Below are 24,793 nucleotides of genomic sequence, written 5' to 3' on the forward strand. Positions count from 1 at the left end.
ACCGGAACAACATATCGGGAGCATCATGCTGATTTTGTTAGCCGCCTTCGCGATAGGCGCTCTTGCGGCGCCCATTATCATGCGGCGCGGCAGGCTCGGCTACGTGATTTTGTCACTGATTCCGTTAGCTTCCTTCGTCTTCTTGGCGATGCAGGGCTCGCGGGTGCTCTCGGGGGATTTTCCCACAGAATCTTGGGCTTGGGTTCCGCAGCTGAGCCTTGAGCTCACCTTCAGACTCGATCACCTGGCGTGGGTGATGTCGCTCATCGTGACGGGCGTGGGAGCTGCCGTCCTGTTTTATTGTTCGCGGTACTTCTCTGCGGCCGCATCAGGAATGGGGCGTTTTGCCGGCGTGTTTGTCGCCTTCGCCGGCGCAATGCTCGGCTTGGTCACAACCGATAACACGCTTGCCCTGTACCTGTTTTGGGAGTTGACCTCGGTCTTCTCCTTCCTGCTCATCGGTTTCAATTACGAAAAGCGTTCCTCGAGGCGTGCGGCCGGCCAGGCTTTTATCACGACGACGTTCGGCGGCTTGGCCATGTTGGTCGGCATTATCACGCTCGGCAATATCCCTGGCGGCTCCTATTCGCTGACGGAGCTGATCGAATCGGCGCAAGCTGGCACGCTCGGCGTCGCGCCGATTGCCGCAAACTCGACTCCTTCGGGCGTGATCGTCGCCGCCGTGGTTCTCATTTTGCTCGGCGCGATGGGTAAATCAGCGATCATTCCGTTCCACTTTTGGTTGCCGGCAGCGATGGCTGCCCCAACACCTACGTCGGCCTACCTGCACGCTGCGGCCATGGTCAAGGCAGGCGTTTACCTGGTCGCCCGGCTCGCTCCCGGTTTCTCGGACATAGCGGCCTGGCGTTGGATGATCCTTATCGGAGGTATCGGCACGCTCTTGCTCGGCGGTTACCGAGCGCTGAAGCAACACGATCTCAAACTGGTTCTCGCCTTTGGTACCGTCTCGCAGCTGGGTCTGATCATGATCATGGTTGGCTACGGCACGCCCGCCATGTTGCTGGCAGGCCTGGGGATGTTAGTTGCCCATTCAATGTTCAAGTCCACGCTCTTCTTGGCTGTTGGTCAGGTGGACTGGGCCACCGGAACGCGTGACCTGCGCGAGCTTTCCGGGCTTGGCCGCCAAATGCCGATCACCAGCACAGCTGCTGCACTCGCCGGGCTATCTATGGCCGGTTTCCCAGGATTTGCAGGCTTCGTCGCCAAAGAAGCTGCGTTGCATGCGCTCGTGGGCGCAGGCCTCGTCGATACCATCACGCTTATCGCAATCGCCGTGGGTTCGGCATTCACAGCTGCCTACACACTGCGTTTTTGGTGGGGTGCCTTCGCCAATAAGGATGGGGTTGCGGACGTCAAGGTGAAGAAGCGTTCGTGGATCATGACCACCCCGGTTGTCGGACTCTCGCTCGGCGGCCTCGTCTTTGGCATCGGAGCGCATTGGCTCGACGCCGTTCTTTCGCCGCACGCCCAAAAGATCCCGGGGGAGGCCGGTCACCTCGTAGCGTGGCCTGGTTTTGGCGTGCCGTTCGTGTTGACGCTGGTTATTCTGGCTGCGGGCGCCGCGATCTTTGCCGCTCGTGGCCCACTCGAGCGTACGCTTGGAAACCGGCACTTCCCGATTGCAGCGGATGCCACCTACCATCACATGTTGGATGGGCTGGACAACCTTTCCGGGCGAGCAACGGCATTCACCCAGAGAGGGTCATTGCCCGCATACCTATCGACGATCTTTACCTTCACGGTGGGCTCGGTAGGTATCGTGCTGCTCGTTGGTGACATCACGGGAATGATCCACCTGCGGGCCTACGATTCAATTGCGCAGATGTTCGTCGTCGCCGTCACAGTCCTCGCGGCCGTGCTGGCCGCTCGCGCCCGGCACCGGCTAAAAGCCGTTCTCCTGATGGGAATCTCGGGATATGGGGTCGCACTCACATACGAACTGTACGGTGCGCCGGATCTAGCGCTGACGCAGGTGCTGGTTGAAACCATGTCGCTCGTTGTTTTCATCCTTGTTCTGCGCCGGTTGCCCCAATATTTCTCGAACCGTCCGCTGCGTATTTCACGCATGTGGCGTATCGGGTTGGCGGGGCTGTTCGGTGCTATGACAGCCGTTGTCGGCGTGCTCGCCGCGGGCGCTCGGGTGCACGAACCGATATCGCTATTTTTCCACGATGAGGCCTATCAGTACGGCTACGGCAAGAACATCGTTAACGTCACACTCGTCGATATTCGGGCGTGGGACACAATGGGTGAAATCTCAGTGGTCGTGGCGGCCGCAATCGGTATTTCCTCGCTCCTGTTCATCCGGGACCGCGGCGGTAGAATCGATCGATTCCGAAACTTGCAAGCACCGCTTACCAATGTTGCAGGTCAAGTTATTCGCACGTCACGCGACGTCGAGAGCCCGTTCAAGCGTGCGGGGCGCACGCGCCGAGTTGAGCCGGCAGTGACCTCGCCAGGGCGCAACCGACGCTGGCTGGAAGGAACTGACCAACTGCCCTTCTGGCGCAGATCCGTCATTCTCGAAGTCGGCACCCGATTGATCTTCCACACGATCATGATCGTGTCCGTGTTCTTCCTGTTCTCCGGCCACAACGCGCCAGGTGGCGGATTCGCGGGCGGTCTGCTCGCAGGTATCGCCCTCGTGCTGCGATATGTTGCCGGCGGACGTTACGAGCTCGGCGCGGCCGTGCCACTGCATCCCGGCCACCTGATGGGAGCGGGCCTAGTCGTCGCGGGAATCTCCGCCGTGACACCCGTGTTGCTGGGAGGCACGATCCTTCAGTCGGCCAAGATCATCGTGAACCTGTGGGGCTTCGGCGAAGTAGCGATCGCGACTGCGGTGTTCTTCGACATCGGCGTCTACCTCGTCGTCGTTGGTCTGATTTTGGATATCTTGCGCTCGCTCGGCGCTGAGATCGATCGGCACGGCGAAGTTGAGGGACTTGACGAGGAGGACTACGAGATCCGTCCTTCCCAAGACGAGCGCCGTGAAACCACTGACGCTCGCGAAGCACGCGACTTTGACGCTGACGAAAAGCGCGAACATGTGCACGGCAAGGATCGCGCCGATGCGCGCGAACAAGAACTTGCTTTGGTGGGCTCTCGGGCAGCGGAAGGTAGCGCTGAAGGGACCGAAACGCAGGCTGATGCCGCAGTCGCAGCGCCCTCGTCGCCCGTTGAACATGATCCCGATTCGCCCGAGGTTTCCGACCAGGCCCAGCGCCAGGCTCTCGAAGCTGCCGAAGCGGTGAAAGACGCTCAGCCCGACGTCGTCGACCTTGAAGAGGAAACCGTGGATCCAAAGACAGGCTTAACCACCGTGGCAACCGACCCGGAAACGACCAGCGGCATGCAAGCCGTGACGGATGAGGAGGAAAGCTCGTGACCTCATCTTTTGCTCTCGCACTTCTCGCTGGCGGGTTAGTCGCGGTGGGAATATACCTCGTGCTCGAAAGATCGTTCTCGCGGATCATCCTTGGCATGTCCGCAATCACCAACGGTGTAAACATTCTGTTCTTGATCGCGGGTGGGCCCTCTGGTGAGCCGCCGCTGGTGGGCGCGGCCGAAAAAGAAGACATGTCAGACCCGCTCGTGCAGGCCATGATGCTCACCGCGATCGTTATCGGGCTAGCCACCACCGCATTTATGCTGGCCATGGCCTACCGATCCTGGCAGCTCAACGGTAATGACGAAGTGCAAGACGACTTGGAAGATCGCCGGATCGCCAAGCGCGAAGGTGAGGAAGAATTCGACGCCCGCGCAGACGGCGCAACTGACCTCGCCACCGACTCGGTCGAAGCGCATGATGAAACCGAAGGTGAATTCGAAGATCACGAACTTGCCGGGACGATCGACCCGGTTCATGACCGGCCACGCAATAGGGAGGAGACTAAGTGACCTGGACTTTCCTCGTTGCCCTACCCGTCGCCCTTCCGATTTTTGGCGCGGGGCTCTCGCTCGCATTCGCCTCTGTACGCCGCATGCAGGGCTGGCTGTCAGCGGGCGTACTTGCCATCGTGTGGGCGGTGGCGGCGGTGCTTCTCTACCAGTCGACCAAGGGCCCGGTGGTGCTCGACGTAGCATCGTGGGCGGCCCCGGTAGGTATTTCCCTCGTGGCCGACCGCCTGTCGTCGATCATGCTGCTGACCTCGGTGACTGTAACCCTCACGGTTTTGTTATATTCCTTGGCCCAGGGCGCCGCTGACGGCGACGACGCCGCGCCGATTGCCGTCTACCATCCCGCGTTTTTGCTGCTCTCCGCAGGCGTTTCCAACGCGTTCCTGTCCGGTGATTTGTTCAATATCTACGTCGGCTTCGAGCTATTACTCGTTGCTTCGTTCGTGCTGATTACGTTGGGTGGCACGCGCGAACGGATCCGTTCGGGAACTGTTTACGTGGTAGTTTCGCTGATTTCCTCGGTGATCTTCCTGATTGGAATTGCGCTTGCTTACGCGGCTGCGGGAACCGTGAATCTTGCGCAATTGGCGCTGCGTCTGCCAGAAATCGATCCGACTGTGCGCTTGATTATTCAAGTGATGCTGCTTGTGGGCTTTGGCATTAAGGCCGCCGTCTTCCCGCTATCGGCCTGGTTGCCCGATTCCTACCCAACTGCCCCAGCGCCCGTGACCGCGGTGTTTGCCGGCCTTCTGACGAAGGTAGGCGTGTACACGATCATCCGCACGCAGACCCTCCTCTTCCCCAACAACAGGCTTTCGATCGTTCTCGGCCTGATCGCCGTGGCGACGATGATCATGGGCATCCTAGGTGCGGTGGCGCAGCAGGACATCAAGCGGCTGCTGTCATTCACGCTGGTCTCCCACATCGGCTACATGATGTGGGGAATCTCCATTGCGACAGTGGCAGGGCTTGGAGCGACGATCTACTACGCCGTCCACCACATCACCGTTCAAACGGCGCTGTTCCTCGTTGTTGGACTGATCGAACGGAGGGGCGGAACGACGTCGCTCGTCCGGCTTGGCTCACTGGCTAAGCTCGCCCCCGTGCTAGCTGCGCTTTACCTCGTGCCAGCCTTGAATCTGGCGGGCATCCCCCCAGGCTCGGGCTTCTTCGGCAAGGTGGGACTGATCCAGGCGTCGATTGACCGCTTGGCATGGATTGACTGGCTACTGATCGCGGCGGGAATTATTTCGTCGCTTCTGACCCTGTACGCGGTATCTCGTGCGTGGAATATGGCGTTTTGGCAGACCGCGCCGGAGCCGCTTCCCGAAAAGCCGATCCCATGGGGAATGACAGCCTCTGCAGGTGGTCTCGTAGCAATTTCACTGTTCATTTCGTTCTGGGCAGGCCCAATCAACCAGTTCACTGAAGGCGCTGCGGTCGAGCTCAAGTCGCGCAGCCCCTACATTGTGGCAGTACTGCCCGAAGACGGGCGCGGTACGGGTGAAAGCCCGCGCGTTGAGGGCGAGGACCTCCCGGAGGTTGAGGACACGGAGGCGCCCGACTGGGCACCTACCCCGGACGAAGGAGGCACCCATGGATAGACCTCAGTGGAGTAAATCCGCCCGGGCCATCCACCGGGTAACCCGCCGTCCCGGGCGCTTCCCCCATGCTTCCGCCGGAATGCTCATGTGGCTCATGTTCGTTTGGGTGTTGCTGTGGGGAGACCTTACGGCCGGCAACTTCCTTGGCGGCCTACTCGTCGCACTGTTTGTAACCACGGTGGCGCCATTCCCTGCCACACCGTTCGACGGGCGCTTCAGACCCATGGGTGTAGCCCATCTCGCGCTACGATTCTTCTGGGATATTCTCGTCTCCTCCTTCCAACAGGGAAAGTTCATTTTGACGGGTGGCCAACCGCAGGCGGCCATCATCCGTATCCATCTGCGTTCCCACTCTGATGTGTATCTTTCGATGATTTCCGGAATGACCGCGCTCGTGCCGGGTTCCGTCGTCGTTGAAGCGCACCGCGTAACCGGAACGATATACGTGCACGTGTTCGATACGCGCCTGGCCGGAGGGATTGAAGGCGTACACAAGACGGTGCTGGAGCTTGAAGAACGAGTGCTACGTGCCTTTGCGTCGCACGATGAGCTTGTGGACGCTGGCTTCGTGCCGGGTGCCACGCCGCGAGCTGGGCGCCTACCAACACCGTACGCTCCGGCTACCGGCAAGCCGATTGAGCAACCGGTTTCGGAAGCCGAAGAACTGGCTCGTGTTCAAGAATCTAAGCGCGAAGAACGCCACGAGCGCACACAACGCATTGCGGGCAATATCCTGCAGGCGGAGGTGGAGGAATGATTTACGTTCTAGGTGCATGCATGCTCATGCTCGTCATTGCGGCCCTCCTAGTCACAGCTCGAGCCGTGAAAGGTCCCACATCGCTTGACCGCATGGTCTCTGTCGACATGATCTCTTCTATTTTGATTGGCTCGGTGGCTCTGCTGGCCGCACTGACGAGACGATCGGATTTGCTGGCACTTTTCATCGTGCTCTCACTTGTTGGTTTCGTGGGGTCGATGACTCTGGCCCGTTTCATCACCCCGGTCGATCCGAGTGCGAAGCGGACCTTCTGGAAAGATACGCAGCACGATGAACCTGCCCAAAAGGTCCACCCCGATAGCGCGGCTGTGAAACACGAGGTGGATGCGCTCGAGAATGGGAGTGGCTCGTGAACTGGGAAATAATAGCAGACGTCGTTGGCATAGTCCTCATTGTGGCAGGCTCCATCTTCACCCTCATTGCCGCCATCGGAGCGTTTAGATATAACGATCTTCTTGCCCGCCAGCACGTGGCAACCAAGCCGCAGGTGTTCTCGCTGATCATGCTCATGGTTGGTGTATCACTCATGGTTCGCGAGGCGTCAATGACGTGGACCATGATGCTCGTGATTGGATTTCAGCTCGTGAGTTCGCCAATATCTGCCCACATGATGGCTCGTGCTGGCTACCGCACTGATCGCATCGATCGCAGCCAGCTCGTGCTCGATGAGCTAGGAGAAGATATTGCACGCGGTGAAGAGGGCGACTAGCAAACGCCGCTGGCACGATTGAAGCCCAGATGGGGCGTGACACGTGGCCCGCTGGCGACGATAATGGAAGGCGTCACGATCTTTTGGAGGCAAGATGAATATTGGTTGGAAGCTCATCAGCATGGGTATTACCGCCGCTGCCGGTGCAGCGGCTAATACAGCTGCCGGGCAGGTCTGGGAAAAGGGATTGGGTAAGTCCCGGCCCAAAGATGATGACGAAATGGAAAGCTTGCCCGTCAAGGAAGTTGTCCTCTTCACCGTTATTACTGCCGTGGTACACGCCACCATCACCACTTTGCTGAAGCGTAAAGCCGCTCAGTGGTACGGGAACGATTAGGCGCTGAGGGGCTCACAAGTGCGGGCTACGAGGGATCAAGCCTGACCGCCCGAAGTAACCGCACTTGTGAGCCCTATCTGCTATAGTGCCTAGCAACGACAGGGGAGCGCATAGGCGCTGAGAGTGCGGATAGGCCGCAGACCCTCGAACCTGCTCCGGTTAGGACCGGCGAAGGAAGTCGAGTTTCTCTCCCCACGTTGCCCGGCATCCACTGCTACGCGCGACGCGGGCCCTCCCGGAGGGAGGATCCATGAAGGCAACGCGCCTTTTAACACGAGTTTTCACAGTACTGCTGCTTGGAGCACTCGGTTCCTGCTCCGCAATTGGCCGATCAAGTACTGGCGAGACCGTAACTCTTTTGACCCACGATTCATTCGTTATTAGCGACGAGGCGCGGGCGGCATTCGAAAAACAGTCCGGTTTGACGCTCCAAATTACCTCGCCAGGTGATACGGGTATGGTGCTCAACCAGCTTATCCTCAATAAAGCAAATCCGACTGCCGACGCCGTATTCGGAGTTGATACCCTCTCCGCCGGGCGAGTGATTGACGAGGGCATCATCGAGAATTACATACCGGAAAATGATCCGGATGCGGCGCTCCGAATAGATGGGCTGACAGCAGTTGACCGGGGTGATGTGTGCGTCAACGTCGATACCGCCTATTTCGAAAAACGAAACCTGGCACTTCCTGATTCGTTCAAAGATTTAACCAATCCGGAATATGAAGGCCTTCTGGTTGTAACAAATCCCGTACTTTCCAGCCCGGGGTTCGCCTTTTTGGCCGCAACAGCTGTGGAAATGGAGAACTGGCAGGAATATTGGCAGGCGTTGCTAGATAACGAAACTAAAGTGGTCGATTCTTGGTCCACTGCTTTTTACACGGACTTTTCAATCTCCGATGGTGACTATCCGCTCGTGCTTTCCTATGCATCAAGCCCCGCCGCCGGTGGTGGAGCTTTCGACATCATTGAGGGAACCTGTATCCGCCAGGTGGAATACGCAGGAGTTGTAGCGGGAGCACCAAACCCTGAAGGCGCGCGGATGCTGATCGATTTTATGGTTGGGGAGGAGTTTCAGTCCGAAATTCCGGAAACAATGTTCATGTACCCCGTCGCAGATGTGCCACTGCCACAAGAATGGGTAGCGTATGCCCAGCAACCGGACGATTCGATAGTTTTGGATCCCGCGCTTGTCGCCACACATCGCCAAACTTGGCAGGATGAGTGGACTCGGCTCTTCGAAGCGCATAACTAGGTGCGAAGGCTGATAATTGCCGTTGAAATCGGATCAGGTATTCCATCGTGTTGGTTGGTTGATAGTCATTGCAATACCGACTATTTTCCTCCTGCTGTTTTTCTTATGGCCCGTAGGTTCTTTGCTCTCCAGAGGCCTTGGTGATTGGGGGAGGGCCATCGAAGTTGTGTCCCAGCCCAGAACCTGGCGCATAGTTGGCCAAACGATTGGGATGGCGCTCGTGTCTACAGCGGGTTCGATCGTGCTCGGAATTCCTGGAGCTTACGTACTCTATCGACTTCGCATCCCGTTTCGGCGAGCGCTTCGGGCGTTTGTCACCGCCCCGTTCGTTTTGCCGACGGTGGTTGTGGGCGCGGCGTTTCGTGCGCTCTTCGACGACGGCGGTGCGCTCGGGTTTCTCGGGCTTGGCCAAACGACCGCGGCGGTTATTTTGGCAATGATCTTCTTTAACTATGCCGTAGTTGTGCGAACGGTAGGTACGATGTGGGCATCGCTCAAAGATATGACTCCAGCTGCTCGAATGCTTGGAGCGGGCCCTGCTCGAGCCTTTGCGAGTGTGACCTTGCCCCAGCTTAGCCCAGCAATCGCTGCGGCGGCAGGGTTAGTTTTCTTGCTTTCTTCCACGTCTTTCGGCCTAGTGCAGACGCTTGGCCGGCCGGGATATGGCACTCTTGAATCAGAAATTTATGTGCAAACCACCGCGTATCTAAATCTCGACGTGGCGGCGGTGCTCTCCATTGTGCAACTGGTTATCGTTGCCGCCGCTTTATTAGTATCACATTCTTTGACATCGCGTACGCAACGCGCATTAAAGGTGGCGCCTTCGAAAGCTTTAGCCCCCTCTCGTCAAGACGCTCCGGCCCTTGCGGTCACGGCGGGAGCACTTGTTTTTCTTGCCCTTCCGCTGCTTGCTTTGATCAGCGAGTCGCTGAAGGTGCAAGGTGAGTGGTCGTTTCACAACTATCGTCTTTTGACTGAGGCAGGTTACGGTGTGGCGAGCTCAGTGACAGTGTTTGAGGCACTCGAGCACTCCGGTCGAATTGCCCTTGATGCTGCGATGCTCGCCCTTGCCGTGGGAGTGGTGGTAGCGCTCGCGTTATCGCGCCGCGTAGCCAGTTCTATCTTGGCAGCCGGTCAGCGTTTACTTGACGGCGCCATTGCACTGCCGGTCGGGATGTCGGCTGTTACGGTGGGCTTGGGATTTCTAGTTACGTGGGGTGCACGCCCGGGGGTGTCACTTGCTTATCTGATTCCCGCCGCGCAGGCGGTGATCGCTTTGCCGTTCGTTGTACGTTCGCTGGTTCCCCTATTGCGAGCGATTGATCCGCGAATGAGGCAGGCGGCTGCGACTTTGGGAGCGAGTCCGAACCGTGTTCTGCTCACAATCGACATTCCGATCATGGCACGCGGCTTGAGCGTGGCTTTCGGTTTCGCATTTGCCATCTCGCTCGGAGAGTTCGGTGCGTCGGCGTTCCTCGCGAGTCCCGACTATGTGACGTTGCCGGTGCTCATTGAGCGTTTGCTGGCCCGCCCTGGTGCGGACAATTTTGGTATGGCACTCGCCGCGTCCGTGATCCTCGCGCTCGCGACGAGCGTCGTCGTATTTTTAGCCGATGCCCTTCAGCCGCGAGGTGCCAAAGGAGTGAGTTTCTAATGTTGAAAATTGAGAGCTTGAGTGTGGCATATGAAAATCCGCCGGTGAGTGCAGTGAACAAAGTAAATCTCGAGGTGTCTGCCGGGCAGACGGTGGCGATCCTGGGGGAATCCGGCTCCGGCAAATCCTCGCTTCTTCGCGCGGTTGCGGGCCTCGAACAGTCAGCAGGCGGCGTACATGTGAACGGAACGGAAGTCAGTTCATTGCCCGCTCATAAGCGAAATATCGGCATGGTATTTCAAGAGGGCATGTTATTCCCGCATCGCAATGTGGCGCGCAATGTTGCCTACGGACTCGAGATTCAAGGAATTTCAGCGCGGGAGCGCTCCGCGCGAGTGGCACAGATGCTGGAATTGGTGGGGCTAGGGGGTTTTGAGAACCGCCAGATCTCAACGTTGTCCGGAGGGCAGGCGCAGCGCGTTGCCTTGGCACGAACACTTGCTCCGCAGCCGCGGGTTGTGTTGCTTGATGAACCGCTGTCCGCTCTTGATCGGATAACTCGCACCCAGTTAGCTGAGGACCTGCGCGATATTCTTGACGAAGCTGGTGCGACGGCGCTGTACGTCACTCACGATCGGGATGAAGCTTTTACTGTTGCCGACCAGCTTGGGGTAATGGCCGCAGGCGAGCTCGTTCAGGTCGGATACCCCGAGGACGTGATCGCAAATCCGGTTTCCGACGTCGTGCTTCGCCTACTGGCCGAATAGTACAGCCAGCTACTGGAGCTGCGGATTGTATTTCAGCGAGTTGACCTCGCACAGGCATTCGGTGGCAATGTTGATATTGCGGGCGAGTTTACCCTCTGCTCGCAGCTCGAGAAGACGTGGAACGACGCGGTCACGCACGGACCACGGGTCGATGGTGTTCACGTAGATTTTCGTGCCACCTTCGAATCCAGCAAGGGTGGATACTCGCCATTTGAGGAGTATTCGCCACGGCATGTTAACGTCGGAATCCATCGGCTTGGTATACCACTCTTCGTTACTGGGCACGTCCACCCCGGTTGCGGCATGCATGGCGTGCACGAGGTCCGACATGGCGGTTTGTTCTTCGCGGGTGTGCTCCCACGGCTGAATATTCGCCGATTTGGACCAAACTTCCAGGGTTGGGTAGCGGTGGCCAAATCCGGCTATCGCGACCGCATGCTTATTTTCAGCAATGACGAGGTTGTGGTAGGCCGCGTAGTTGAGACCCGCCTCGTTGTAGAGATTGGGATTTTTGCGGACCTTTTCAACTTCGATACGGCCGTTGACGGTGCGTTGATCGATGGCGACGAGCTGCTTGTGCAGGTGGTCAAATGATGCGCCGGCCGGTTTAAGCCAGTTTTGGAAAACTTGCACGTAGCGCACATAGCGGTTGCTGTTGTACAGGTCTTCCATCGCGTTGATGGTCAGCCGCATGTACCATTCGTGCTCTTGCGGGGTGAGGGTGCCAGAGCCGGCAAGCTGGGCGTCGTCACTCGCACCGTCGATGAAGTGGCGCTTGGCCAGAATAAGATCGTGGCCCCCACCGAAGAAGGAGTAGGCTCCGGCCATTTTCTCCCCTTCGGATAGTTTCTCGAATTCTTCGGCAGACATCCTCGCCGAGTACTTGTTGCGCAGTACGCCCATCACGTGGGAGCGGCCTGCGGGGTCCGCAATGTACGCTTCGAGCCGTTTCGAGGCTTCGGGCGTGAGGCGGTAGTCGTAGTTCATCGCCCAGTAGTCGAAGGAGAGGATTTCAAACAGGTTGGGAACCCGCCGGAATTCCCACTGGCGCCAGAGCATGTCAACGCTTTCGGTGCGGATGATCTCCGCATCATCTCCCTTGCGTACCAGACGGGCCTTTTCTGGTGGAGTTTCGAGGATGCGCTGGGTGCAAAAAGCGCAGTGATGGCCGATTTCTTCGGGGTCGATTGGCTGCGGATCGGGATTTTTAATGCCTAGCGGACGGTTGGCCCGCCCCGGCACAGTCCACACCTCGGTGCCAGAAAAGGGATTGAGTTGCTTGATCGTTCCGTCCGCCATTGTGGTGAGCGGTTCGCGGAAAGATTCATAAGCTGGCATGCGAGATCCTTTCAGTTGCTGCGGGCCAATCCTATCAGCGCGGCGCGGGGCCCGCGTCAAGAAAACGACGCCGGATATCCGGCGTCGTTTTCTTGGTGTCTTCGTGCTGACGTTAGTAGACGGTGGTCTGTGAGCGAGGCCGCAGGCCGTGTTCGGTGACCACCTGGTTGGCCTGTTCAAGGAACTCGGAGCGTACTTGCACTTCGTAGCGTTGTGCACGAAGTGTGTGAATGGAGGAGAAGTCGCGTTGACCGCGGGTCGCCCAGTGAGCGGCAGCGCCCCAAATCGCACCAAACACTGCACCGAAGAGAATTGGCCAGCCGAATGTTGCCAAAAGCCCGAGCCCCGGAGCCAAAATAAAGAACATGAGCCCGAGGAAGACGCCAAGCCAAATGCCGCTGAGCGCACCTTGACCAGCCGCCGATGCGACAGTTTTGCGGCCGCGCACATCTTCCACGGTTTCAAGCTCGGTGCCGATAATTCGGGTGTGTTCCACCGGGAAGCCCGCATCGGATAGGCCGTCCACGAGGAATTGGGCCTGCTGATAATCTTCCACTTCCGCAAGCATTCTGTAGTCTGTCATTCAATCTCCTGCATGAAATCTGTACTGGGCGCGTTTTCGTGCCCGTCTATCGGATCTATTGTCTGGTGCGAACCTGAATATCGGCACCTGATTTGTGGTTAATTTGCCACAAGCAATATATTTCCCCCATCGGCTGACAGGATGAGGACTGTGTTTGCTTTCGCTGTCGCCTTAAACGTGACCTGTGCGCTTTCGATGTGGCCCGCGCGGTGATACAACGAGAGGGTGTCTAAACGCGTAACTCTTCCTCGGGAAATTTGGGTGCTGGTGGCAGCCGCTGTTGCGGTGTCGCTTGGCTACGGCATCGTTGCTCCAGTTCTTCCGCAGTTTGCAAAGAGCTTTGGTGTGACGACGACGGCGGCAACGTTCGTCGTCTCTGCATTTGCTTTAATGCGCCTCGTGTTTGCGCCGGCCTCCGGGCGGCTGTCTACCACGTTTGGCGAGCGTTCGATGTACATACTGGGGATGGCGATCGTGGCGGCGTCCTCGATTGCGAGCGGGCTCGCGCAGACCTACACGCAACTGTTGATTTTCCGGGGTTTGGGTGGCATTGGTTCGGTCACGTTCTCGGTTGCAGCGATGTCGCTCATCTTCAAGCTCGCCCCATCGGGGGCGAAGGGCCGTGCATCGGCTGCATACGGTTCAGGTTTTTTACTGGGCAGTATTTTCGGACCGGCGGTTGGTGCAGTTCTTGCGCCGCTTGGATATCGCTGGCCTTTCATGATTTATGCGGTCCTATTAGCAGTGGCGGGTGCGATCGTCTTCTTTTTAGTGCCTGCGGATGGTAAAGAATCCGAGCGCGCTGTACGGAGGCGGGACGACGACGGCGTAGGTGCCGATCAAACGGAGCTGAGGCATGATCTAACTGCTCGAGATGTCGAGGGCGGAAGTAATAAAAAGGTGCCAATGACGGTCCGCGAGGCTCTGCAGGTTCGTCGCTTTAAGATCGTGCTGTTGACTGCTTTTGCTCAAGGGTGGACGAATATGGGCGTGCGGGTCGCCGTCGTACCATTGTTAGCCGCTTCGATTCCGGGTGCCCCAACGTGGTTGCCAGGTGGCGCGCTCGTCGCTTTCGCCGCTGGAAATGCGCTAGCTTTGAGCCGGGCTGGTTACTATTCGGACGTTTACGGACGCAAACCAATTGTGGTATTCGGGTTGTTGGTATCCGGTATCTTCACAGCACTTATGGGAATGTGGGACACGACAGTTGTGGTGATGGTGGGAAGCTTTTTCGGCGGCTTCGGCTCGGGTTGTATTCAACCTTCTCAGCAGGGAGCCGTAGCTGATATCGTTGGCGACCGGCCGGGCAGCCGAGTGGTGTCATTTTTCCAGATGTCAGCAGATTTTGGGCAGATTCTCGGGCCAGTACTGGCCGGCTTCATGATCGACTACTCCGGCTATTTGCTCGCGTATGGGTTTTCGGGTGCGATCCTCATTGCGGTGGCAGTGGGGTGGATATTTTTCGTCCGTGAACCGCACGGTTCCGTGGCTTAATTAGGTGGGCCTTATTATTCGGCAAGCGAATCTTCGCACGAAGGATGAGCTTTGCGCGCGATAATTGTGCTGTAACCACGTGTGAATATTTAGGAGGAGAAATGGCTAAGCAGTACGCGGGCGTGTACGACGACCAGGGCACGAAGCCGTGGGTTGTTGACATCGAAAAGGAAACTCTCGACAACACGAATTTTCGGACGACGATGTGGACGGGCAAGCATTTGCAGATGACGGTGATGGAAATACCGGTCGGAGGAGACATCGGGCTTGAAGTTCACCACGGAGTCGATCAGTTCTTGCGCATCGAGCAGGGAACGGGCAAGTGCCAGATGGGGCCGGCGGAAGATGATCTGAATTTTGAAGTTGATGTGAAACACGATTCGGCCGTGTTCGTGCCGGACGGCGTGTGGCACAACATTACTAATACCGGCGATGAGCCGTTGAAGCTATACACGATTTACGCTGCGCCGGACCATGAGCCGGGAACCGTTCATGAGACTCAGGAGGACGCGGAGAGCGATCCGAACGAAGAGCATTGATGCCCTAAGCGCAAACCGACGGGGCGTGGCGGCTCGGAACCGCCACGCCCCGGTTCGTTTTGCCAGTGTTCTGGAACGTGGACAAATCGAAAGATAAGTTGCAGCTGCAGTGATAACTGAACGGCAGGTATTGGGAATGGTACGTTCCATCCTCAAACGCTCACACGCAGTACCGTCCACGAATAACGAAGTTTGATGTGATGAGTCGTCCATTAAACACAACCCGAAGACAGCGAACTTTAGCTGTCGTTGCGGCACTCTTAGGCGCGCTCGTCATGTTCTTTGGAATTCTTGCAACAACGTCAGCGCAGGCTATCTCCCCCCCCCTTTTCTTTTTCCGATTTCAAAGCGGAAAGGCGTGGTGTTGCTACCGACCCCGAGCTGAAGAACCATGATTTCTATAGGTGGGATTGGGCTGAGCTTACCTTTAACTGGAAGTCTGAGCGGCCAGATGGCATTGTCAAGGATGGCGATTCTTTCACATCGAATATCCCACCGTTAGTGGCAACGGATAAGCGTTACGACTTAACTATCAAGGCCGATGGAACGCCAGTGCGTGGACTGAAAGAACTGAACGTGGGAGACACGGTTACTCTTAAGGAAATTACTCTTAAGGAAATTGAGCTCCCAACCATTGAGGGCGTCGAATGGGGTATCCCCCCAGTTCGGTGCGGGCGAGACCATTGAGCTACGCGACGGCGGTAAAACTGCGGTTGCGACGGTCAAATCCGGTGAGAACATCAAGGTTTTACTGACGAATACAGCGAAGCCGACGGCGCCTCCACCAACGGAGCCTCCAACGACGGTTGGAACACCCAAGGAGGCGCCGAGGAGCTCGTTGCCAAGAACTGGAGTTACAGTTGCGAGTGGAGTTGCTGCGGCGGCTGGCATGTGGCTAGCAGGATCGTTGATTGTGCTAGCACGACGCTATACAGCACAGTAAAAGGCCGTTAGGGCCAGTTTTCGCACTTGTCGACGGGGAACTATTTCGTCGGCGGGGATCGATGTCTCCTTCGGGGGTCGGTAACTCGCGCGGAGGTCCGTCAGCCACGGAAATACCGAAAATTTGTGGCCTTCGGACCTCCTGCGGCAGGACGGACCTACTTAGAGCGAAAGGACCCCCGCGAGTATCAGCGCTGAGCTGCAAGATCAGCGGCGCCGATAATTCCGGCATCGTTGCCCAATGAGGCGAGAACTACCGGAGCAACCTCGCGATATTCAACTGCTGTTAATTTCTGCTCATAAGCTTCCCGAGCCGGTTCTAAAAGCACATGGCCCGCCTCGGAAACCCCACCAGCCAAAACGAAAACTTCGGGATCTAAAATAGCTCCCAGATCGGCCATACCCTGACCAAGCCAGTGGGCAATTTCCCGAAATGCATCCACAGCGCCAGAACAACCGGCTTGCGCGGCCTGCGTTACCATCAATCCCGTGATTGCCTCAGGATCCCCGCTTGCCAAATCGAGGAGGAGGGTTGCGCGCTCGCGATCCGTACGGGCAATTTCACGAGCTGCACGAAGCAGTGCTCCGCCGGAAGAATACACTTCCCAGCAACCGCGCTGCCCACACCCACAGGGCAAACCATCTGAGACCATATTGATATGGCCGATCTCGCCGGCAAACCCCGCTGTTCCTCGACGTAGCTGACCGTCAATAATAATTCCTCCGCCGATTCCTGTTCCGACGGTAATAACCGCCGCAGAGTTAAACTCCCGCGCGGCGCCAAATCGGAACTCGCCCCAGGCGGCGGCATTAGCATCGTTTTCCACCACGACGGGCAGGCTGGTCGCCTCCTCTAACCGGTCTCCAAGCGGCTCGTCACGCCATGCTAAATTGGGGGCAAAAATCACCCGGCCGCGGCCGGTATTCACGAAGCCGGCTGCGCCGACACCGATAGCTTCAACCTCATGGTCTTTTTTGAGTGAACCAACGAGATTGACCACCGTGTCAACAACCGATTCGGAGTCACGTGCCGGGCTTGGCTGGCGGAGCATGCGGAGAATTTCCCCATTCTCATCAACCACACCTGCCGCTATTTTTGTGCCACCGATATCAACGCCAATAGTGAGAACCATGCACGCATTCTCTCACGGTAGGCAACGAAAATCATTGCTCGGTTGCGATCTCGAGAACTTCCACGAGCTGTTCCAAAGCGCCGAGCGAAAGAGACATCACTCCGCGATAAAAATGCGTCTGGGCTGCCTCGCGAGCTGTGGCCAACATGTCCGGAGCCCACAGCGCAAGGTGATGAGAATAAAACCGGTGCACGATCGCCACGTAGCGTTCGGCGTCGCGCGGAGCATGATGCTCGAGTGCCGTCAGCGCCCTAACAAGCCCTTGCGAAACGAAGTCGAATTCTAGACCAATATGATCGTCCGGTTCTTTGTGGAGATTGGGTGCCTGCAAGCCGAGTTGCTTGTACTCTTGCCGTACCTGGAGGGTTTCCTCATCGAAAACGAGCCCATCGCGCCCTCTGTGAACCGACTCGAACGGTGGGACCTTCGCGCGCGCCGTTCGGCCGTACAGATCATTGAGATCGGTTCGTAACTCCTGCGCAGTTTCGCCTTCACTGAACGATCGCTCCCACTGTTCAATTCCCGTGGCCGTTTCGCCATCTAACGGCAGCGGCCACTCCTGATACATCTGGGAAAGTTGCGTGATCGTCTCCTCTTGAGGCGCATCTAAATGAAGCCGACCGAGCGTGAGGAAGGCAGCTGCGAGAGCATCGAGATCATCCATGAGATTCCTCCATTATTCGAAATCCTCCAGTGTGGGCGGGTGAAACTGTTGCAGTCGGCTATTTGGCAAGCTTTTTATCAAGAAACGAAAAGACGAGAGCGTTCATGCGTGCTTGCTGATCGATGTCCGCAGCGCCGGCATGGCCGCCTTCGGTGTTTTCATACAGATAAGACTCGAGCCCCTTTTCCTGTAACAGAGCATGGAACTTCCTGGCATGCCCCGGGTGGACGCGGTCGTCCCGGGTGGAGGTGGTGAGCAAAATTGGCGGGTGGGGGCCATCTGTCACATTGTGGTAGGCCGAATATTGCGCCATGAACTCCCAATCGTCTGTATCAGGATCGCCGTATTCGGCTACCCACGAGGAGCCGGCGAGCAAATGTGAATAGCGCTTCATGTCCAGTAGGGGAACCTGGCAGACGATCGCCCCAAAAAGTTCGGGATACGTCGTATACATGTTTCCCATCAAGAGGCCACCGTTTGAACCGCCTATAGCGGCAAGCTGGTCCCGCGACGTCACATTTCGGTCCACGAGGTCGGCTGCCACGGCTGCGAAATCTTCGTAGGCTTTCCTGCGGTTTTCTTTCAGGGCCGCTTGATGCCAGCGAGGGCCGAATTCACCTCCGCCACGAATATTGGCGACGACGTACACCGCTCCTTCTTCTAACCACACCTTGCCATAGGTCGGTACATAGCTGGGGAGCAACGAAACTTCGAAACCTCCGTAGCCGTCAAGGAGCGTGCGGCTCGGCTGCGTGCCATCGAGAGCGTCCTGCGGGCCCACGGCGAAGTAGGGAACGTTTGTGCCATCTTTCGACTTTGCCCACAACTGCCGAATTTCTAATCCGTGAGTATCGAAGCGCTCGGGTTCAGCGTGCACCTTGCGAACCTTGAGTTCCTTGGTTGACACATGGCCGTGATAGAGGGAAGAGGGAGTAAGAAAATCGGACACGATCATCCAAATGTCGCCAGACTCAAAAGGATCAACTGCGCTGACTGCCACCGACGCGAATTCCGTAACCTCCGGGGTGACTTCGACCAGGTGCCACCGGTCATCCCCACCCTCGTCATCCACATGCGGATCGACGGCAAAGAAGATTCGGGTCTTAACATTATCGAGAATGGTGAGAACCACGCCGGTGGCCGTGCTTGCCACGTCAAGTAGTGAGGAAGTCTCAGTTGGGGTGTAGAGAATGTGGACGTCGCTCGCCTGTGGCCCTTCCAAACTTGCTGCATAGGGAAGGATAAGCACTGATCCCGCTACGAAGATCTCGCTGCCAAGCTCCCAGTCATGGCGTAGCGTAACGAGCAACCAATCTCTTACCGCATCCGTCCCGGCCGTATCGGGCACCTGAATCTCACGCCGTGCGGATTGGAAAAGTTTGGCATCGAGCTTGACATCGGGGTTTTCAAGCTGAGAGATCTCGATGTCGTACGCGATTGCGCTCCGAAAATCAGTTGCGCGGTACGCGACGAGCTTTTCGTGGCTCGGAGTGGGATCATAGCTTGCTCCCGCAACAACATCGGTGTACTCGCCTTCGATGATTGTGGGGGCGTCCGCAAGGGCTTCCCCCCGCCGCCATAGGCGTGCCGTGCGGGGATAGCCCGACTCGGTGAGGCTGCCTTCCCCAAAATCAGACTCGATGATGACGGTGTCGATGTTGACCCAGCTCATCGATCCTTTCGATTCGGGTTTAACAAAACCATCGTCGAGGAATTGCTTGCTTTCGACATCAAATTCACGAACGACATTCGAATCGGAGCCACCCACAGAAAGAGTAATGAGCGCGCGCTCGCCCCCTGGGTAGAGCAGATTAGCCCCTAAAAAGACCCACGACTCATCTTCTTGCTCGCCGAGTTTACCGACGTCGAGCAAGATTTCCCATGTAATTTTGTGTTGCGCTTTCGTGAGGTAATCCGTAGCTTTTGTACGGCGCCACAGGCCACGCGGATGGTCGCCGTCGGTGTAAAAGTTGTAGATCCACTCACCGTGCTTTTCACCGAGCGGTAGTTCATCTTGCGCGGAGAGAATTTCGGCAATCGCCTTTTCACGGGCTTGAAAACCACGTCCGCCGAACTCCTTCAGGGCCGAATCGGAGTGTTTAGTTACCCATCGATGATTCTTTTTATTGAGTTCTTCAAGGTGGATAAAGGAGTCTGGAGGATTATGCATGAGTGAAGTTTAACTTAGCCGATGCCGACAAGGAACATGGAGTCGTAGTGGAGTGAACGGCCCATGAATTCGGCAATTAACATGATCGCAAATCCAAGCAGTACCGTGCCTGCCAGAGGTGTTGGGTTTTCAAGCGCATCAACTTTGGCTAATCGGAAGGATACGAACGCGATTGCAACGGCTCCGATTCCCAGTAGGATCAACCTCGCCAGGAAGAATCCGCCGGAGAAAATAGCAACCGATGAGGTGGCGGCAGGTTCGGGGTGCATTGCAAGGCTTTGCACGTGCATCACATACGAAATGAGAATGACAACGGACGCTAGAGCGGCAATGATGGCCGCCGCGCGAATAATGATCGTGGTGTACTTCCACTCCTGCGTGGTTGGCCGGGCGTGGATTGCGCGCACATTCTTAGTGAACCCGAGTTTTTCCTTCCAGCTATCCGCACTCGATTCTTCACAGGCCTGTTCGCTCTGATTTTCTGCTGGGCGATCTTCAACGACGACGCCCCCGGATTCGGCTCTCACCTTGGCCGAGACTTTCACTCGGGCCTCGTGCGAAGTTTCGTTTTGACGCTCGGTACGTTTGCGGATGAGCGTCATCACCGCAAGCGACGTCGATACCGCGGCAGCGCCCAGCATGATGGTAGTCATGAAGAACTGGACCGGAACCACCCAGGTGTGCCACGCGGGGATCGTGGGAACAGAAGCGTAGATCATCGATTCGCATAGAACGAGAATCACGCCGGCAACCGCAGCACCAAAAGCAACGAGTTGCCGGAGTCTACGGCTGCCAAACCGGAACCACTGCATAACGGCATACAGAGCTCCTAATCCAGCAAAGGCGCCAAGCGAGAGAATTTCACGCGAGAGCCACGAGGATCCCCAGTTTCGAATAACATTCAACATGTTGGTGATGTCATTCATGTGGAACATGGAGCTGATCATCGCGAATACGAGTGTGGGACCAATAACATAGACGATCGGGGTGACGAGCCGGTCGGCAGTCTCATCGTTCACTTTCGTGCTCAACCACAGGTCAACGATACCGAGGACGATGAACATTCCCACGGCCATTTGTGAAACCACCGTGAAGATGATCATGGGTAGTTCATGCAGATTCATTAGATCTCCTTCGGGTTAGCGATCGTACCTGTGGCAGAATCCCAAGGCTGCGCATTGCGGTGCGGCTTGATTACCAGGCGTGGCTTCGTGACAGCGGGATCAGGAAGGGGAGCCGTTGCATCTTCGGTACCGTATTCAGCACGCAGTACGTCGATCGGACCCCAGTCGAGCGCACGCGATGGGCATGCTTCAACGCAGGCGGGGTCTTGCCCTTGTTCGCGATAGTCGTAGCACAGGTCACATTTGGTCATTTGACCGACTTCGGCATTGAACTGCGGTGCACCGTAGGCGCATGCCCACTCGCAGTAGCGGCAACCGACGCACTTGCCGGGATCAACGTAGACCGTTCCGTCATCACGCCGGCTCATCGCCGTCGTCGGGCATACCGTCATACAGATCGCATCTTCACAGTGATTGCACGCAATTGATGTGTAATACGTGAAGATGTTCGGGGTAACAACATTACCGCTTTGCTGCCACGAACCACCCGAGTATTCGACTACCCGGCGCCAGTTTACTCCTACGGGAAGATCGTGCTTATCCTTACACGCAATCTGGCAGGCTTTGCATCCGGTACAGATTTCTTGGTCGAAGAAGAACCCGTAGTTTGCTCCTGCTTGAGTCAACATGTCAGTCATTAGTTCTCCTCAGACATTCCGACAGCGTCTGCGCTGTACGGCTCGTAGTAGCGGTCTTCGATATCCTCGAGCGCTCCCGAGCCTGCCTTCGTGACTTGTGCAAGCGTTGTGTGGCTGGGCAGCCCCTTAGCTAGAGGAGTCGGATGAAGCGAGGTTAGCGAATTTACCGAACCGCCGACGTCCACCGGCTTCTCAGGATTCGTGCCTTCTGGAAGGGAGAAGTCCGCGGACGGAAGGGGCTTGTACCAGGCTCCCTGGGGGATCGAAACCGATCCTGGGATGATCCGCGGAGTGACGAATGCGCGTAACTGGACGGTGCCACGTTCGTTGAATACGAAGACGGCATCACCGTTTTCAATACCGCGTTCGTCAGCGTCGATCGGATTGAGCCATGCGGTCTGAGTGTGCGCTTCTTTCAAAACCTTGACGTTTCCGTAGCTGGAGTGGGTGCGGCCCTTAAAATGGTGCCCGATCACCTGAAGTGGATACTCCTCATTTTCACGAGCTTCCAGTGCACCTTCCCATGTCGCAGTGAATTCGGGTAGTGGCGTAATTACGTCACCTTGGCGCTTCTCCCGGAATGTGCCGAAGTCCCACGCTTGCGCAAGTGTTGCTAAACGATCGGAATAGATTTCAATCTTGCCCGACGGTGTTCCAAGTGGATTAGCTTCCGGATCCTCACGGAAATCGGTCATGGAAACTACTGGTCCCGCATTGCGGCGGTAGATGCCCATTTCTTTCCACTCGTCCCACGTGGGGAGGTCTGGATCCTCCTTGCGTGATTCCTCGATGGTTTGGCGTAGCCAATCCTCACGGGATTTACCGTCCGTGAATTCCTCTTCGATGCCGAGCTTTGCGGCAAGCTCGGTGCAAATGTCAAAGATCGACTTCGTTTCATACATCGGCTCGATGGCCTGCTCAGAAACAATGCCGTACGCCATCGGCCCACCATTTTGCCCGTTGTGGAAATCGAATTCTTCGGAGGTTGACGTGCCGGGCAGAATGTAATCGGAGTAGCGAGCCGTTACCGTGTACATAATGTCGCACGTGACAACTAACTCTGCCATGGATTCATCCTGAAGAATGTCCACCGACTCGTTGTTATCACCAGTCTGATTTACGAGCGAATTCGAGCCGTATTGGAATAGCGCCTTGATCGGTACTTCGAGGCTGGTGTTCTCCGGGTTGCCCTCGTCGTCAACGGGAACTTTCAAAGCTCGCACGCCTGGCGCTGGCTTTACTCCGACGGCGGAGTTATATGTGTTCATTTCAGGACCGCGCATGATCGCATCGAGCCACGAGAAACAGGAGATGATTTTGTCCGAGGGGTTGGGATACTGGGAGTAGAACGGGCTGGCAATCGCAAGCCCGGATGAACTTTCGCGAGCTCCGGTGCCGCCGCCGGGGATGCCGGGATTTCCAGTTACGCAGGCCAAGAGGAAAATAGCACGTGCAGTATTTTCGCCGTTGGCGTGCCGCTGAGGACCCCAGCCTTGGGTGATTGCGCACGGCTTAGCGTTGGCGATTTCACGAGCAATTCTGCGTATTGTCGAGGCGTCAACGCCCGTAATTTCCGCTGCCCATTCGGGCGTTTTCTCAACGCCGTCTGGGCCCTTTCCTTCCAGGTAGGAGCGGTACGAGGCGTTCTTTGGAGCGCCTTCTGGCATGTGTTCTTCGTCGAAACCGATGCAGTATTTGTCTAGGAACTCTTGATCATGTAGATCCTCTTCTACCATGACGTAGATCATGCCTGCGATGAGGGCCGCGTCCGTTCCGGGGCGCAGTGCGATCCATTCGTCGCCAAGGGCCACCGAAGTTTCGGAGTAGCGCGGGTCGATCACGATTGTGCGAACCCCGTTTTCCTTCTTAATCTGCTGGGATACGAATACGTGCCCGCCGCCTGACATTCGAGTTTCGAGTGGATTGTTGCCAAACATTACTTGGAGTTTGGAATTGGCGACGTCGTCCAGCGAGTTTGAGTTAACCCATCCGCCATAAAAGTAGGGGTATGCCTGGGTAATCGCAGTCGTTGAGTAATCAGAGTAGTGGTCGAGGTAGCCACCATAGAGCGACAGCAGTCGGGCCGGTGGTGTGGCCTCGGGCGGCCAGGAGCAGGCCATCGTGGAACCCAGAACGCCGGTACCGTACTGGATGTAGAAGGCTTCGTTGCCGTAGCGCGCCTTGATGTCGTCCATCTTCTCGGCAATTTCAGTAAGTGCTTGATCCCAGGAAATTTCTTCCCATTGCTCTTCGCCGCGCTTGGTGCCTGCCTTGCGCTTCATCGGCCGCTTGAGACGATCTGGGTTGTAGATGCGCTCGCGGATTGACCGACCGCGCACACAGGCGCGCACCTGCTGAGAGCCGAGTTGGTCATCGCCGGTGTTATCTGGAAGGACCCGCACCACGGTGCCATCCTTGACTTGAAGGCGTAGCGGGCAACGTGAGCCGCAATTGACTGTGCATGCCGACCAGACGGTGCGATCGGCGTCGGCCATGCCTTCCGTGGCTGCGCGTGCCGGGCTCGGTGATCCCAGTCCGGTAGTGGTTGCAGCGAGACCGGCGACTCCGGCGGCAACGCCCGACCACTTGAGGAACGTACGACGCGAGGGCCCTACGTTTTGCGCCGTTCCGCTATCGCTTTTCGAGGGGAGGGTTTGAGTCATAAGTCTTGTCACCTTGGTCTGGGTGCGGATTAATGCGCCGCGTGGGCGCATCAATTTCCATGGGAGTATGTGTTAAGTATAAGACTATTGACCAACCGTTCGTTAGACGTAGGTCCTCAATCTGGGCGATGTGGCGCCAATGTCGGATTTGCTCGGTGCGATATACGTAATGATTTGCTTGTGAAAACGCGCGCTCGGAGGTGGGCTCCGCTACGCCAGTGAAATAAAGGCCTTTTGTAGCTCTTCTGGGGTGTGCTTGGGCTCGTCAGCGATCATGCAGTTCTTCATCGCCGAGGCCATAATTGAGTAGCCCGCTCGGTTCAGCGCCGAGGTGACGGCAGAAAGCTGGTGGATGACGTCAGTGCAGTCGCCGCCGTTTTCAAAGTTCTCGATAACGGCGTTGAGTTGGCCTCGGGCTCTCTTGAGGCGGTTGAGGGCGGCCCGATGCTCCTTTTCCCAATCAATGTCGTTTTCTGCCATGAGCCCAGCTTATTCCACTTTATTTGCCTTCTGCATACTCTGACCCTACCCTATACCCTA

22 protein-coding genes and 1 riboswitch are annotated in these 24,793 nt (G+C 57.0%); of the genes, 12 read left to right on the forward strand and 10 right to left on the reverse strand.

What is annotated here, in order from left to right:
* Positions 1–25: 25 nt before the first annotated feature.
* The 10 genes from J2S70_RS05460 (at position 26) to J2S70_RS05505 (ending at position 10,965) form a co-directional block, all read left to right on the forward strand.
* Entirely contained in the window at positions 26–3,409 is a 3,384-nt protein-coding gene (locus J2S70_RS05460) for a Na+/H+ antiporter subunit A (RefSeq protein ID WP_307682725.1), read from the forward strand.
* Positions 3,406–3,921: a Na(+)/H(+) antiporter subunit C gene (locus J2S70_RS05465; RefSeq protein ID WP_307682726.1), complete on the forward strand. Its 516-nt coding sequence runs from the start codon at positions 3,406–3,408 to the stop codon at positions 3,919–3,921. The genes J2S70_RS05460 and J2S70_RS05465 overlap by 4 nt, the downstream gene beginning before the upstream one ends.
* On the forward strand, positions 3,918–5,525 hold the full coding sequence (locus J2S70_RS05470; RefSeq protein WP_307682727.1) for a Na+/H+ antiporter subunit D: 1,608 nt from the start codon (positions 3,918–3,920) through the stop codon (positions 5,523–5,525). The genes J2S70_RS05465 and J2S70_RS05470 overlap by 4 nt, the downstream gene beginning before the upstream one ends.
* Positions 5,518–6,282 (forward strand): Na+/H+ antiporter subunit E, encoded by a 765-nt coding sequence (locus J2S70_RS05475; protein ID WP_307682728.1) that lies wholly within the window; start codon positions 5,518–5,520, stop codon positions 6,280–6,282. Before J2S70_RS05470 ends, J2S70_RS05475 begins: the two co-directional genes overlap by 8 nt.
* Entirely contained in the window at positions 6,279–6,656 is a 378-nt protein-coding gene (locus tag J2S70_RS05480) for a monovalent cation/H+ antiporter complex subunit F (protein WP_307682729.1), read from the forward strand. Before J2S70_RS05475 ends, J2S70_RS05480 begins: the two co-directional genes overlap by 4 nt.
* Positions 6,653–7,012: a monovalent cation/H(+) antiporter subunit G gene (gene mnhG / locus J2S70_RS05485; protein WP_307682730.1), complete on the forward strand. Its 360-nt coding sequence runs from the start codon at positions 6,653–6,655 to the stop codon at positions 7,010–7,012. Before J2S70_RS05480 ends, mnhG begins: the two co-directional genes overlap by 4 nt.
* A gap of 94 nt (positions 7,013–7,106) precedes the next feature.
* Positions 7,107–7,349: a DUF4235 domain-containing protein gene (locus J2S70_RS05490; protein ID WP_307682731.1), complete on the forward strand. Its 243-nt coding sequence runs from the start codon at positions 7,107–7,109 to the stop codon at positions 7,347–7,349.
* A 90-nt stretch (positions 7,350–7,439) separates the two neighbouring features.
* Positions 7,440–7,543, forward strand: a riboswitch (TPP riboswitch).
* Between the two features lie 56 nt (positions 7,544–7,599).
* On the forward strand, positions 7,600–8,604 hold the full coding sequence (locus tag J2S70_RS05495; RefSeq protein ID WP_307682732.1) for a thiamine ABC transporter substrate-binding protein: 1,005 nt from the start codon (positions 7,600–7,602) through the stop codon (positions 8,602–8,604).
* Positions 8,605–8,620: 16 nt separating this feature from the next.
* Positions 8,621–10,258, forward strand: coding sequence for an ABC transporter permease (locus J2S70_RS05500; protein ID WP_307682734.1), 1,638 nt, complete (start codon positions 8,621–8,623; stop codon positions 10,256–10,258).
* Positions 10,259–10,302: 44 nt separating this feature from the next.
* Positions 10,303–10,965 carry an ABC transporter ATP-binding protein gene (locus J2S70_RS05505; RefSeq protein ID WP_307682735.1) on the forward strand — a complete coding sequence of 221 codons (663 nt, stop codon included), beginning with the start codon at positions 10,303–10,305 and terminating at the stop codon, positions 10,963–10,965.
* A 9-nt stretch (positions 10,966–10,974) separates the two neighbouring features.
* Here J2S70_RS05505 and J2S70_RS05510 read toward each other — a convergent pair whose 3' ends face one another.
* Both J2S70_RS05510 and J2S70_RS05515 read right to left on the reverse strand, forming a co-directional pair.
* Positions 10,975–12,303, reverse strand: a complete 1,329-nt coding sequence (locus J2S70_RS05510) for a DUF4921 family protein (protein WP_307682736.1) — start codon at positions 12,301–12,303, stop codon at positions 10,975–10,977.
* Between the two features lie 112 nt (positions 12,304–12,415).
* Complete coding sequence (locus tag J2S70_RS05515; RefSeq protein ID WP_307682737.1) at positions 12,416–12,886, reverse strand: general stress protein; 471 nt, start codon at positions 12,884–12,886, stop codon at positions 12,416–12,418.
* Positions 12,887–13,111: 225 nt separating this feature from the next.
* Between J2S70_RS05515 and J2S70_RS05520 the strand changes: the two genes are divergently transcribed.
* Positions 13,112–14,380 (forward strand): MFS transporter, encoded by a 1,269-nt coding sequence (locus J2S70_RS05520; RefSeq protein WP_307682738.1) that lies wholly within the window; start codon positions 13,112–13,114, stop codon positions 14,378–14,380.
* A gap of 101 nt (positions 14,381–14,481) precedes the next feature.
* Complete coding sequence (locus tag J2S70_RS05525; protein WP_307682739.1) at positions 14,482–14,919, forward strand: cupin domain-containing protein; 438 nt, start codon at positions 14,482–14,484, stop codon at positions 14,917–14,919.
* 525 nt (positions 14,920–15,444) lie between these two features.
* Here J2S70_RS05525 and J2S70_RS05530 read toward each other — a convergent pair.
* The 8 genes from J2S70_RS05530 to J2S70_RS05565 all read right to left on the reverse strand — a co-directional run bounded on the left by J2S70_RS05530 (position 15,445) and on the right by J2S70_RS05565 (position 24,733).
* A complete protein-coding gene (locus tag J2S70_RS05530; RefSeq protein WP_307682740.1) occupies positions 15,445–15,810 on the reverse strand; it encodes a hypothetical protein in 366 nt (121 codons plus the stop codon).
* A 239-nt stretch (positions 15,811–16,049) separates the two neighbouring features.
* The gene (locus J2S70_RS05535; RefSeq protein WP_307682741.1) at positions 16,050–16,994 is read right to left on the reverse strand and encodes an ROK family glucokinase; all 945 of its coding nucleotides are present in this window, start codon (positions 16,992–16,994) and stop codon (positions 16,050–16,052) included.
* A gap of 31 nt (positions 16,995–17,025) precedes the next feature.
* Positions 17,026–17,658 (reverse strand): TorD/DmsD family molecular chaperone, encoded by a 633-nt coding sequence (locus tag J2S70_RS05540; RefSeq protein WP_307682742.1) that lies wholly within the window; start codon positions 17,656–17,658, stop codon positions 17,026–17,028.
* A 58-nt stretch (positions 17,659–17,716) separates the two neighbouring features.
* Positions 17,717–19,828, reverse strand: a complete 2,112-nt coding sequence (locus J2S70_RS05545; RefSeq protein ID WP_307682743.1) for a prolyl oligopeptidase family serine peptidase — start codon at positions 19,826–19,828, stop codon at positions 17,717–17,719.
* Between the two features lie 14 nt (positions 19,829–19,842).
* Positions 19,843–20,952 carry a dimethyl sulfoxide reductase anchor subunit family protein gene (locus J2S70_RS05550; protein ID WP_307682744.1) on the reverse strand — a complete coding sequence of 370 codons (1,110 nt, stop codon included), beginning with the start codon at positions 20,950–20,952 and terminating at the stop codon, positions 19,843–19,845.
* Positions 20,952–21,590, reverse strand: coding sequence for a DMSO/selenate family reductase complex B subunit (locus J2S70_RS05555; RefSeq protein ID WP_307682745.1), 639 nt, complete (start codon positions 21,588–21,590; stop codon positions 20,952–20,954). The genes J2S70_RS05550 and J2S70_RS05555 overlap by 1 nt, the downstream gene beginning before the upstream one ends.
* Entirely contained in the window at positions 21,590–24,253 is a 2,664-nt protein-coding gene (locus J2S70_RS05560; RefSeq protein WP_307682746.1) for a DMSO/selenate family reductase complex A subunit, read from the reverse strand. Before J2S70_RS05560 ends, J2S70_RS05555 begins: the two co-directional genes overlap by 1 nt.
* A 210-nt stretch (positions 24,254–24,463) precedes the next feature.
* Entirely contained in the window at positions 24,464–24,733 is a 270-nt protein-coding gene (locus J2S70_RS05565; protein ID WP_307682747.1) for a metal-sensitive transcriptional regulator, read from the reverse strand.
* Positions 24,734–24,793 lie beyond the last annotated feature (60 nt).

This window comes from Trueperella bonasi (assembly GCF_030811535.1).
Classification (GTDB): domain Bacteria; phylum Actinomycetota; class Actinomycetes; order Actinomycetales; family Actinomycetaceae; genus Trueperella; species Trueperella bonasi.

Coding starts and splice junctions, on each gene's coding strand:
- J2S70_RS05515 (WP_307682737.1), bottom strand. CDS start 12,886: ATGACAGACTACAGAATGCTTGCGGAAGTGGAAGATTATCAGCAGGCC.
- J2S70_RS05555 (WP_307682745.1), bottom strand. CDS start 21,590: ATGACTGACATGTTGACTCAAGCAGGAGCAAACTACGGGTTCTTCTTC.
- J2S70_RS05560 (WP_307682746.1), bottom strand. CDS start 24,253: ATGACTCAAACCCTCCCCTCGAAAAGCGATAGCGGAACGGCGCAAAAC.
- J2S70_RS05510 (WP_307682736.1), bottom strand. CDS start 12,303: ATGCCAGCTTATGAATCTTTCCGCGAACCGCTCACCACAATGGCGGAC.
- J2S70_RS05460 (WP_307682725.1), top strand. CDS start 26: ATGCTGATTTTGTTAGCCGCCTTCGCGATAGGCGCTCTTGCGGCGCCC.
- J2S70_RS05540 (WP_307682742.1), bottom strand. CDS start 17,658: ATGGATGATCTCGATGCTCTCGCAGCTGCCTTCCTCACGCTCGGTCGG.
- J2S70_RS05490 (WP_307682731.1), top strand. CDS start 7,107: ATGAATATTGGTTGGAAGCTCATCAGCATGGGTATTACCGCCGCTGCC.
- J2S70_RS05480 (WP_307682729.1), top strand. CDS start 6,279: ATGATTTACGTTCTAGGTGCATGCATGCTCATGCTCGTCATTGCGGCC.
- J2S70_RS05545 (WP_307682743.1), bottom strand. CDS start 19,828: ATGCATAATCCTCCAGACTCCTTTATCCACCTTGAAGAACTCAATAAA.
- J2S70_RS05550 (WP_307682744.1), bottom strand. CDS start 20,952: ATGAATCTGCATGAACTACCCATGATCATCTTCACGGTGGTTTCACAA.
- J2S70_RS05565 (WP_307682747.1), bottom strand. CDS start 24,733: ATGGCAGAAAACGACATTGATTGGGAAAAGGAGCATCGGGCCGCCCTC.
- J2S70_RS05530 (WP_307682740.1), bottom strand. CDS start 15,810: ATGCCAGCCGCCGCAGCAACTCCACTCGCAACTGTAACTCCAGTTCTT.
- J2S70_RS05535 (WP_307682741.1), bottom strand. CDS start 16,994: ATGGTTCTCACTATTGGCGTTGATATCGGTGGCACAAAAATAGCGGCA.
- J2S70_RS05495 (WP_307682732.1), top strand. CDS start 7,600: ATGAAGGCAACGCGCCTTTTAACACGAGTTTTCACAGTACTGCTGCTT.
- J2S70_RS05475 (WP_307682728.1), top strand. CDS start 5,518: ATGGATAGACCTCAGTGGAGTAAATCCGCCCGGGCCATCCACCGGGTA.
- J2S70_RS05525 (WP_307682739.1), top strand. CDS start 14,482: ATGGCTAAGCAGTACGCGGGCGTGTACGACGACCAGGGCACGAAGCCG.